Raw genomic sequence first — 9,312 nt, 5'->3', positions numbered from 1 at the left:
TCGGTCGGCGACGCAACAAGGGCAGCTCCCCGACGCTTCGACGAATCCCTGGACGGCGGCTCGGGCGGGGGAGCTCGCCCCGCCGACTTCTCTGCCAGTACGGCGGCAAGGCAGGGCGGAGGAGACTCTCTGCCACGACCGCGACCCCGGCGAGCCTCCGGGTCCGGAGGGTCGGCGTGGGCCACGTACAGGACGAAGCGCAGGAGGGGGCGGCACGTGAGCGTGCAGCAGTACGACGAGATCGGTGAGGCATTCGAGGGGTTCAAGTCCCTGCCGCTGATGCGTTACGGGGAGGTGCCGAGCTTCCTGGACATGGTCGGGGATGTGAGCGGCAGGTCGGTTCTCGACCTGGCGTGCGGCACCGGTTTCTACAGCAGGGAGTTCAGGCGGCGCGGCGCGGCGGATGTGTTCGGCGTCGACATCTCAGTCGAGATGATCGCCGCCGCGCGGGAGATCGAGCAGCGTGACCCGCTGGGTGCGCGCTACGAGGCCGGTGACGTGGCCGAGCTGCGGCCTCTCGACCGGCGCTTCGAGATCGCGGTGGGAGTGCAGTGCCTCAACTACGCCGAGAACATCGCGGCGATGGAGCGGATGTGCCGCAACATCCACCGGAGCCTGGTGCCGGGTGGAGAGTTCTTCGTGCTCGCCCAGAAGCCCGACTACCGGTTCGACTGTCCGACCCTGGACAAGTACGGGTTCCGCTGCGAGCCGACCGGCGAGGCGATCGAGACGGGTCCGCGGGTGCGGGTCACGGCTCTCCTCGACCCGCAGCCGATCAGCATTGTCACCACGGCCCCGCGCCGCGAGGTCTACGAGGAGTGTCTGCGGGCGACCGGGTTCAGTGAGCTGAAGTGGGTTCCGCTGCAGGTGTCCGAAGCCGGCATCCGTGAGTTCGGCGAGGACTTCTGGGTGGACCTCCTCACGAAGCCGCCGCTGGAGATGCTGCGCTGCCGTGCCTGACCGGCCGGCCGGCCGGACCTCGGGTACGGTTCCGCCCTGCGGAAGACCTCGGGCCGGCGCGAAACCCGCTGGAGCGGGGCGGGTGGCCACGGCGATGCCGTCGGCGGTGTCCGATCAGGACGACGTCGCGCCACCGGCCCAGGTGGCGTAGCCGCCGTCGATGCCCGGCTGGTGGATCGCCGGTAGCTGTCCGGCGTGCCCGGGGAGCATCGCCGAGACGCTCATCGCGGCGGGGCTCATGCGGCTGCCTCGATGCCGAGTTCGGTGAGCAGGGCGCGGACGCGCTGCTCGATCTGGTCGCGGATCGGGCGGACCGCGGCGACGCCCTGGCCGGCAGGGTCGTCCAGCTTCCAGTCCAGGTACCGCTTGCCGGGGAAGTACGGGCAGGCGTCGCCGCAGCCCATGGTGATCACCACGTCGGAGGCCTGTACCGCCTCGACGGTGAGCACCTTGGGCACCTCGGCCGAGATGTCGATCCCGGCCTCCGTCATCGCCTCGACCACGGCCGGGTTGACCGTGTCGGCCGGAGCGGAGCCGGCCGAGCGAACCTCGACCCGGCCTCGGCCGAGGTGGGAGAGGAAGGCGGCGGCCATCTGGGAGCGGCCGGCGTTGTGGACGCAGACGAACAGCACGGACGGGACGGTGGGAGCGCTCACGAGCGGGTTCCTTCGGGGGAGGGGGAGGACGGGCGGGGCGCCGGGTCAGCGGCCCGAAGCGGCGGGGTGGTGCTCGCCGTGCGCGACGATGACGTCCTCCGCGGGTGCGGGACGGCCGAACAGTACGGCGACCAGAGCGATGCCGATCGCGCCGCCGAGGAGTTGGGCGGCGATGAACGGGAGCACGGAGGCGGGGGCGATGCCGGCGAAGGTGTCGGTGAACGCCCGGCCGATCGTGACGGCGGGGTTGGCGAAGCTCGTGGAGGAGGTGAACCAGTAGGCCGCGCCGATGTAGGTGGCGACCGCGAGCGGCGCGAAGTGCGCGCGGCCGGTTCGGGACAGGCCGAAGATCAGCAGGATCAGGCCCGCGGTCGCCACGACCTCGCCCAGCCACAGATGAGGCGCGGAGCGGTCGTGCGAGGACCAGCGCACCAGGGGTTCGGCGAACATCGCGTCCGCGAGTACCGCCCCGCCGATCGCGCCGGCGATCTGCGCGGGCACGTAGGCGGCGGCCTCGCGCAGGCTCGGCCCCTCGCCGCCGCCGCGCCGGCCGGTCCACCAGGCCGCGAGAGTGACGGCGGGGTTGAAGTGGGCGCCGGAGACCGGGCCGAGCAGGGTGATGAGCACGCCGAGGCCGAAGACCGTGGCCAGGGAGTTGGCGAGCAGTTGCACGCCGACGTCCTGGGAGAGCTGGGTGGCCTGGATGCCGGAGCCGACCACGACGGCGACCAGCGCGGCGGTCCCGGCGAACTCGACCGCGGCCCGGCGCCCCAGCGGCGCCATCTCGGTCATCTGGTGTCCCCTGCAGTCACTGCAACCGCACCGGCGGGAGCTTCGAGGAGGGAGGACAACCTGGCCAGGGCTGCCGGCAGGACCCAGTAGTAGACCCAGGTCCCACGCCGCTCGGAGCCGACGAGGCCGGCCTCGCGCAGCACCTTGAGGTGGTGGGAGATGGTCGGCTGGGAGACGTCGAACGGGCCGGTCAGGTCGCAGACACAGGCCTCGCCGCCTTCGTGCGAGGCGATCAGCGACAGCAGTCGCAGCCGGACCGGGTCGGAGAGTGCCTTGAACATCCGGGCCAGGTCGACGGCGGCCTCCTCGCCCAGCGGCTCGCGCACCATCGGTGAGCAGCACACCACGGTGTCGTCCTGCCCGAGGACGACCAGTTCTGATTTCGACATACGTCTATGTTGACATCCGTCTAATCGGAGAGGCAAGCTCGCTGTATCGACATCTGTCGAATCAAGACCTCGGATCGGGGAGACCGCCATGTCCCGTGTTCAGCTCGCCCTGCGCGTCGCCGACCTCGAAGGCTCCGTCGCCTTCTACGCCAAGCTCTTCGGCACCGAGCCGGCCAAGCGCCGCCCCGGCTACGCGAACTTCGCCATCACCGAGCCCCCGCTCAAGCTCGTCCTCATCGAGGGCCGGGCCGGCGAGGACACCCGCCTCGACCACCTCGGCGTCGAGGTCGAGAGCACCGAGCTGGTCACCGCCGCGACCACCCGCCTCCGGGAGGCCGGCCTCGCCACCTTCGAGGAGAACGACACCTCCTGCTGCTACGCACTCCAGGACAAGGTCTGGGTCACCGGGCCCGGCCGGGAGCCCTGGGAGGTCTACGCCGTCAAGGCCGACGCCGACACCCTCGACAAGGCGTCCGGCGCACCGGACGCCTGCTGCGGAACCACCGCCTGCTGCACCCCGGACGAGCAGGCCCTCGACCCGGCCCGGAGCCCGGCCGAGGCGAAGGCCGCCACGGGCTGCGCGTGCGGCAGCTGACGCCGGCTGAACCGCGACGAGGCCGAGTGGCGGTCGAGCTGACGGTGCGCCAGGGCCGCAGCTCCCGACGGTTCGCCAGGGTGTCATCCACCCGGCACCTCCATGGGCGCAGGCGGCGCCGCGCCGTCCTGACGGTAGGGTTTGCGGACCTCCCCGACGTAGGAACCGACATCGTTGCCCAGAGTGCGAGCTGCCTGCCCGGCCGTGATGCCGGAAGTGGGGCTCGGCTGTCTGCCACTCACCGGCACAGAAGCTCCTGCCGTCCCCAGCCCCTGGCGCTCCCTCGGTGCCCCGTTCCCCCTTGAGAGGTTTGCCATGCCCATGGTCGACCCCCGCTTCAGCATCCTGTCCGCGGATTTCGCCGCTGCTCCCTACCCGTACTTCGCCAGGCTCAGAGAGCAGTCGCCGGTGCACTACGAGCCGGCGGTGGACAGCTACTTCCTGTCCCGCTATCAGGACGTGAAGCGGGTGCTGACCGACCATGAGGCGTTCACGACCGAGACGCTGCAGGTGCGCGCCGAGCCGGTGATGCGCGGGCCGGTCCTCGCCCAGCTGACCGGGCCCGAGCACACCGCCAAGCGAAAGATCGTCGTCCGGGGCTTCACCGGGCAGGCCATGCAGGACCAGATACGCGCCATCCACACCAACGCCGCCGAGCTCTTCGCGCCCTTCCTTCCCCAGGGCCGGGTGGACCTCGTCAACGACTTCGGCAAGCCCTTCGCCGTCCATGTGACACTCGACGTCCTCGGCCTGGACAAGAAGGACTGGCAGCAGGTCGCCGCCTGGCTCGGCGGGGTCGGCGAGTTCATCACCAGCATCGCGCTCACTCCCGAACGCCGCCGACACTGCCTGGACTGCGCCGGGCAACTGGAGGCCTACCTCGTCCCCGTCATCGAACAGCGCCGCCGCCACCCCGGCGGGGACCTCATATCGAAGCTGTGTACCGCCGAGTTCGACGGCATCGCCATGAGCAACCGCGACGTCACCGCGCTCGTGATCAACGTCCTGGTGGCCGCCGTCGAGCCCGCCGACAAGACCCTCGCCCTGCTCTTCAAGCACCTGATCGACCACCCCGAGCAGCTCGCGCAGGTCCGCCGGGACCCGACCCTGCTGCCCGCCGCGATCGCCGAGACCCTGCGTTACACCCCGCCCGTCCAGCTCATCCCCCGCCAAGCGGAGCAGGACGCCGTGTTCGCCGGCACCATCGTCCCGGCGGGCGCCACCGTCTTCTGCATGATCGGCGCGGCCAATCGCGACCCCGACGCGTTCACGGCACCGGACTCCTTTGACCTCCACCGCCCGGACCTGGGCACCGCCCGCTCCTTCACCGCAGCCGCCCAGCACCTCGCCTTCGGCACCGGACTCCATCAGTGTGTCGGCGCGGCCTTCGCCCGAGCCGAGATCGAAACCGTCGCCGCGATGCTCCTCCCCCTGCTCGACCAGGTCCGCTACAGCCCCGGCTTCCACTACCGGGAGACCGGCCTGTACACCCGTGGCCCCGCCTCCCTGTGCCTGGACTTCACCCCCGTCCACGAAGGCCCCGGCATGGCTGACGCCGCTGCCGTTCGGGAGGTGTGCAGTTGAGGGTGCGGGGTGGCGGCCTAGGGCCTGCGGTTGTTGCGGGTCGACTCGTGCTCCCGCTGGTCGGGCGGCCGATCGGCCCGGGCGCATCGGCCGGGTGGCCGGGGCGGCGGGGGCGGGGTTCTCAGGGGGCAGACGCTCAGCGTGCCGCCGTCCCCGCCGGGTAGGCGCTGTCCTCCGGGTGGTCTGTGTTTGTCGGCTCGGTGATGGTGGGCGCGGTGTTCTGCCTGGCGGTCTGGCAGATGCTGCACGCGTGCCAGTGCGGTGGCCACCACGGCTGGTCGGGGTCGGCGGGTCGGTGCGGGGCGAGGGTCATCTCGCCGGTCTCCAGGCCGCAGAGGGTGAGGGGGCCGCAGACCCCCGAGGCGTCTGCGGGGGCGGCGTGCGCGCGGCGCACCGGGCCCCTTGGGTCGGCAGGTGTGCGGTCGGTTCCCAGGACCCGCACGTTGGTCGGCACGTCCAGTTCCAGCACGACGACGATGTTCATTCCCTCACCGTGGCCACTGGGCCGGTCTGCCGCACCCGCGCGGTGCCATTCGGACCAGCGAGGCGGCCCCACACGCGTCAGCGGGTCGTGCCCGGTGCCGGCCTGCCGCGCGCTTCAGGCGGGTCGACCGGGCACCGTCCGGCTGCGGTGTCGGCGCTGGAAGGAGAGGGTGACGGCAGCGAGCAGCGGGCCCCAGGCCACGGTGGGGACGTAGAGCAGGCCTACAACGTCGACACCGAGCGGAGTCATGTCCTCCTTCGGGATCAGCCACCAGGTCCCGACCAGGGCCGTCCACACCCCGGTCAGGGCCACGACCGTGAGCCAGGCGGTCGTGATCAGCGCCCGTGGTGGGATCCGGCGGCCCCCCAGCAGCGGCAGCCGGCCCGGCAGCCGCTCACCCCACGGCCGGACCAGCGCGAGAGTGGCCAGCGCGAGCAGTTCCATCGTCACGCTCACGGCGACGACCAGGAGCGCACCCCAGCCGGTCGATCCGAGTGCCCGGAAGCCGGCCTCGGTGTAGCCGGCCGGCATCCCGGCGGCCAGCAGCAGCCGCCAGAGGCCCGAGGGAAGTGTGACCAGGACGGTGGCGTGCGCCGCCCGGACGGCCCAGCGAGGCGCGGGCGGCAGCGGCCCGGGCTCGGAGGCGGACGGGGCGGGCTCGGCGGACGGGGCGGGAGTGAGAGGCATGGCAACGATCCTGCCGCTGAAGGCCTCACGGGTCGTCAGCCTCGAAGACTGCCTCGTCTGCCGCGCGAGAAGGAGCCGTCTCACCCGCACGGGGGAGGCGACCGGCCGTCAGGCTCAGGGCGGAGCCATTCGGCCGCCGCCACCCGGCTTCGCCGGCCCGTACCGCCCGTGCTCGTCAGATTCCTCCCGGCCGCCTGTCACATCCCGGGCTCCGGATCGGTCATAGAGACGCAGGCACCGGAAACCACCCAAGGAGAAGGCCCGCCGTGAACACCACCACCACCGAGCAGTCCGCCGCCGCCGCAGGCGGACAGGCGCTGGTATCGCGGATGCCGGACCCGTCCGAGCTGGTCCCGGAGCTGAAGGAGCTGGGCGGCTGGTTGTACCGTGCGACGGGCAACCGCTCGGTCCCGCGCACCACGATCGGCCTGATCCAGCTGCGCGCCGGGCAGATCGTCGGCTCGACCTACCTGACCGCGATGCACGCCTCCCTGCTGCGCAAGGCCGGCGAGAGCGACCAGCGCATCGACGCCGTCGCGACCTGGCACACCGCCACCTGCTTCACCGACGCCGAGCGCGCCGCACTCGCCCTGGTCGACGCGGTCCTCACCGCGAACCCGCACGGCGAGCGCGTCCCCGACACCCTCTACGCCGAGGCCGCCCGCCACTACGACCCCAAGGCCCTGGCCACCCTGACCATCGCGATCGGCCAGGTCAACTTCTTCGTCCCCCTCGCCCTCATCGGCAAGCCGATCCCGGGTGTTGCCCCCTCCGAGCAGTGGACCTGAGAACGGGCCCGGTGGGGCTGTGCGACCAGCCCGGCGGGCGCCGAGCGCGAGCAGGCCGGGGCTGCGGCGCTCGCGAGCTCCTGCCCGCGCTGTTGCCGGCGGGGCGGCGCCCCCGGCCTCGCCGGTCTGCTCGGCGAGGCGGCTGCGAGGGGGAGCGGGGCCGCATCGCTCGCCCGGGGCCCGGGGGGATGTCGCAGGGCTGGTGGGAACGGGCTGCCGATCCCGTCCGGCGAGCTGGCCGGCCAGTCCTGCGCGTCACATCCGCGGGTCCGGCTTCAGCAGGGCGAACGCCGCTCCGGCCGGGTCTGCGGCCCAGGCGATGCGGCCGACCTGCGCCACGTCCGCCGCCGGCATCAGCACCCGTCCGTCGCCGTCCTCGATCGCGCTGACGGTGGCGTCGACGTCCGCGACGTTGAAGTACGGGACCCACCGCGGCACCTCGTTGGACCCGGCGCCGGCTCCGTCGCCCTGCGGCGCGACCCCGCCGAAGGAGCCCTGTTGCTGGTCGCCGTCGGCGATGCTGAGCACCCGGTAGACCATCCCGGGGGCCTGCATCTCGGAGTGCCGCCACCCGAAGAGGGAGGCGTAGAAGGCGATGGCCGCGACCGGGTCCGGCGCGTGCAGTTCCACCCACACCAGGGAGTTCTCGGCGGAGGTGAGCCCCAGTCCGGGGGTCTTCCCGGGCTGCCAGCAGGCGAACTCGGCGCCCTGCGGGTCGGTGAACTGCGCCAGCCAGCCTTCTCCCATGACGTCCATGGGCTCCATCCGGACGACCCCGCCGCCGGACCGGACGGCGCCGGTGGTGGCCTGCACGTCGGCGCTCTGGAAGTGGATCATCCAGGCGGATGTCGCGCCCTCCTCGGTGAGCGGACCCAGCGCGGCGACCGTCTTGCCCTGGACCCGGAAGAAGCCGTAGCCACCGGCGTCGGGCCCGGCGGAGACGAACTCCCAGCCGAAGACCCGGCCGTAGAAGGCGGCGGCCGCCCCTGTGTCGGGGCTGCCGAGGTCGAGCCAGTTGGGCGATCCGGTACGGAAGTCGGTGCCGAGCATGATGTCCTCCTGGGATGTACGGGGTCCGTCCGCCCCATACGATGCCGAGCCCCCGCGCGCGGAGGTCCGTACGGGCCGCGCGGAGCGGCCGGTTTCACCCGTACGGCGGGTCGAGGGCCGCGGGGAACTCCGAGCGAGACCCGTCAGCGACGCCGGCCGGCGTTGAGCCGGGCGGCCTGGCGCGTCAGGTGGTCGCGCTCGGCGAGATCGGGGGCCTTTCGGGCCGCCTCGGCGTACAGCCGTGCCGCCGTCACCAGGTCACCGGCACGCTCGTGGAGGTACGCCGCCACCGCCGTGTGGCGGGGCAGTGAGTCGTCCAGCGCCGCGAGCGCCGCCAGGCCTGCGCGCGGTCCGTCGGCCTCCCCGACGGCCACCGCGCGGTTGAGCCTGACGACCGGGCTGTCGGTCAGGCGCGCGAGCTCGTCGTACCACTCGACGATCTGCATCCAGTCCGTCTCCCCGGCGGTGGGCGCGTCAGCGTGCAGCGCCGCGATCGCGGCCTGGGCCTGGAACTCGCCCAGCCGGTCGCGGGCGAGGGCCGCCTGCAGGATCTCGACGCCCTCGGCGATCGACTCGGTGTCCCAGCGGCCGCGGTCCTGCTCGGCGAGCGGCACCAGGCTGCCGTCGGGCGCGGTCCGGGCGGCGTGCCGGGCGTGGTGGAGCAGCATGAGGGCGAGCAGCCCCGCCACCTCGGGGTGGTCGACCTGGGCCGCGAGCTGCCGGGTGAGCCGGATGGCCTCGGCGGCGAGGTCGACGTCGCCGGAGTAGCCCTCGTTGAAGACCAGGTAGAGGACGCGCAGCACGGTGGCGACGTCGCCGGGCCGGTCGAACCGCACGCCGGAGACGGTGCGCTTGGCCCGGCTGATGCGCTGCGCCATGGTCGCCTCGGGCACCAGGTAGGCCTGGGCGATCTGTCGGGTGGTCAGCCCGCCGAGGGCGCGCAGCGTGAGCGCGACGGCGGACGACGGTGTCAGCGACGGGTGGGCGCACAGGAAGTAGAGCTGGAGCGTGTCGTCCACCGCGGGCGCGGGCCCGGGCGCCGGCTCCTCGTCGAAGCGGTCCTCACGCCGACGGCGGGCGGCGTCCGCCCGGGCCCGGTCGAGGAACCGGCGCCAGGCCACGGTGACCAGCCAGCCCTTCGGGTCCCGCACGGGGTATACCCTGCTCGAAGAGCTCGGGGAGGGGTCGGTGGGCCAGACGCGGACCGCCTCGACCAGCGCGTCCTGCACGGCGTCCTCGGCCGCCGCGAAGTCGGCTCCGCGGCGGACGAGGATGGCGAGCACGCTCGGCGTGAGGCTCCGGAGCAGGGCCTCGTTCATCGGTGAGG

At 72.7% G+C, this 9,312-nt stretch carries 12 protein-coding genes; 4 read left to right on the top strand and 8 right to left on the bottom strand.

Features of this window, described 5'->3' with window-relative positions; all coding sequences use genetic code 11:
- Positions 1-216: 216 nt before the first annotated feature.
- On the top strand, positions 217-960 hold the full coding sequence (locus ACIBH3_RS13645; protein WP_396312116.1) for a class I SAM-dependent methyltransferase: 744 nt from the start codon (positions 217-219) through the stop codon (positions 958-960).
- Between the two features lie 114 nt (positions 961-1,074).
- Here ACIBH3_RS13645 and ACIBH3_RS13640 read toward each other — a convergent pair whose 3' ends face one another.
- Genes ACIBH3_RS13640 through ACIBH3_RS13625 form a run of 4 tightly spaced genes read right to left on the bottom strand, consistent with a single transcriptional unit; the run spans position 1,075 to position 2,797 of the window.
- Complete coding sequence (locus ACIBH3_RS13640) at positions 1,075-1,200, bottom strand: hypothetical protein (RefSeq protein ID WP_396312115.1); 126 nt, start codon at positions 1,198-1,200, stop codon at positions 1,075-1,077.
- Positions 1,197-1,616, bottom strand: a complete 420-nt coding sequence (locus tag ACIBH3_RS13635) for an arsenate reductase ArsC (RefSeq protein ID WP_396312114.1) — start codon at positions 1,614-1,616, stop codon at positions 1,197-1,199. Before ACIBH3_RS13635 ends, ACIBH3_RS13640 begins: the two co-directional genes overlap by 4 nt.
- A 45-nt stretch (positions 1,617-1,661) precedes the next feature.
- Positions 1,662-2,408 (bottom strand): aquaporin, encoded by a 747-nt coding sequence (locus ACIBH3_RS13630; RefSeq protein ID WP_396312113.1) that lies wholly within the window; start codon positions 2,406-2,408, stop codon positions 1,662-1,664.
- Positions 2,405-2,797: an ArsR/SmtB family transcription factor gene (locus ACIBH3_RS13625; RefSeq protein WP_396312112.1), complete on the bottom strand. Its 393-nt coding sequence runs from the start codon at positions 2,795-2,797 to the stop codon at positions 2,405-2,407. Before ACIBH3_RS13625 ends, ACIBH3_RS13630 begins: the two co-directional genes overlap by 4 nt.
- 88 nt (positions 2,798-2,885) lie before the next feature.
- Here ACIBH3_RS13625 and ACIBH3_RS13620 point away from each other — a divergent pair, with 88 nt between their 5' ends.
- Together ACIBH3_RS13620 and ACIBH3_RS13615 are read left to right on the top strand one after the other, a co-directional pair.
- Positions 2,886-3,392 (top strand): ArsI/CadI family heavy metal resistance metalloenzyme, encoded by a 507-nt coding sequence (locus ACIBH3_RS13620; protein WP_396312111.1) that lies wholly within the window; start codon positions 2,886-2,888, stop codon positions 3,390-3,392.
- Between the two features lie 315 nt (positions 3,393-3,707).
- Positions 3,708-4,976: a cytochrome P450, cyclodipeptide synthase-associated gene (locus ACIBH3_RS13615; RefSeq protein WP_396312110.1), complete on the top strand. Its 1,269-nt coding sequence runs from the start codon at positions 3,708-3,710 to the stop codon at positions 4,974-4,976.
- A 136-nt stretch (positions 4,977-5,112) separates the two neighbouring features.
- On the opposite strand, the gene ACIBH3_RS13610 is transcribed toward ACIBH3_RS13615, so the two are convergent.
- Both ACIBH3_RS13610 and ACIBH3_RS13605 read right to left on the bottom strand, forming a co-directional pair.
- Positions 5,113-5,460 (bottom strand): hypothetical protein, encoded by a 348-nt coding sequence (locus ACIBH3_RS13610; protein WP_396312109.1) that lies wholly within the window; start codon positions 5,458-5,460, stop codon positions 5,113-5,115.
- 114 nt (positions 5,461-5,574) lie between these two features.
- Entirely contained in the window at positions 5,575-6,147 is a 573-nt protein-coding gene (locus ACIBH3_RS13605; protein ID WP_396312108.1) for a hypothetical protein, read from the bottom strand.
- A gap of 329 nt (positions 6,148-6,476) precedes the next feature.
- Between ACIBH3_RS13605 and ACIBH3_RS13600 the strand changes: the two genes are divergently transcribed.
- Positions 6,477-6,935: a carboxymuconolactone decarboxylase family protein gene (locus ACIBH3_RS13600; RefSeq protein WP_396312339.1), complete on the top strand. Its 459-nt coding sequence runs from the start codon at positions 6,477-6,479 to the stop codon at positions 6,933-6,935.
- A 255-nt stretch (positions 6,936-7,190) separates the two neighbouring features.
- On the opposite strand, the gene ACIBH3_RS13595 is transcribed toward ACIBH3_RS13600, so the two are convergent.
- Positions 7,191-7,985, bottom strand: a complete 795-nt coding sequence (locus ACIBH3_RS13595; protein WP_396312107.1) for a VOC family protein — start codon at positions 7,983-7,985, stop codon at positions 7,191-7,193.
- 143 nt (positions 7,986-8,128) lie between these two features.
- Positions 8,129-9,304 (bottom strand): RNA polymerase sigma factor, encoded by a 1,176-nt coding sequence (locus tag ACIBH3_RS13590; RefSeq protein WP_396312338.1) that lies wholly within the window; start codon positions 9,302-9,304, stop codon positions 8,129-8,131.
- Between the last annotated feature and the right edge of the window lie 8 nt (positions 9,305-9,312).

It is taken from the genome of Kitasatospora sp. NPDC050543 (genome assembly GCF_044457565.1).
In the GTDB taxonomy this organism is placed as follows: Bacteria; Actinomycetota; Actinomycetes; order Streptomycetales; family Streptomycetaceae; genus Kitasatospora.
The sequence above is the reverse complement of the archived record's forward strand: the minus strand, read 5'-3'. Positions and strand labels throughout refer to the sequence as shown.

Bases quoted from the DNA above. Each gene is read 5' to 3' on its own strand.
- ACIBH3_RS13595 (WP_396312107.1), bottom strand. From the start codon at position 7,985: ATGCTCGGCACCGACTTCCGTACCGGATCGCCCAACTGGCTCGACCTC.
- ACIBH3_RS13600 (WP_396312339.1), top strand. From the start codon at position 6,477: ATGCCGGACCCGTCCGAGCTGGTCCCGGAGCTGAAGGAGCTGGGCGGC.
- ACIBH3_RS13590 (WP_396312338.1), bottom strand. From the start codon at position 9,304: ATGAACGAGGCCCTGCTCCGGAGCCTCACGCCGAGCGTGCTCGCCATC.
- ACIBH3_RS13620 (WP_396312111.1), top strand. From the start codon at position 2,886: ATGTCCCGTGTTCAGCTCGCCCTGCGCGTCGCCGACCTCGAAGGCTCC.
- ACIBH3_RS13630 (WP_396312113.1), bottom strand. From the start codon at position 2,408: ATGACCGAGATGGCGCCGCTGGGGCGCCGGGCCGCGGTCGAGTTCGCC.
- ACIBH3_RS13615 (WP_396312110.1), top strand. From the start codon at position 3,708: ATGCCCATGGTCGACCCCCGCTTCAGCATCCTGTCCGCGGATTTCGCC.
- ACIBH3_RS13640 (WP_396312115.1), bottom strand. From the start codon at position 1,200: ATGAGCCCCGCCGCGATGAGCGTCTCGGCGATGCTCCCCGGGCACGCC.
- ACIBH3_RS13605 (WP_396312108.1), bottom strand. From the start codon at position 6,147: ATGCCTCTCACTCCCGCCCCGTCCGCCGAGCCCGCCCCGTCCGCCTCC.
- ACIBH3_RS13610 (WP_396312109.1), bottom strand. From the start codon at position 5,460: ATGAACATCGTCGTCGTGCTGGAACTGGACGTGCCGACCAACGTGCGG.
- ACIBH3_RS13625 (WP_396312112.1), bottom strand. From the start codon at position 2,797: ATGTCGAAATCAGAACTGGTCGTCCTCGGGCAGGACGACACCGTGGTG.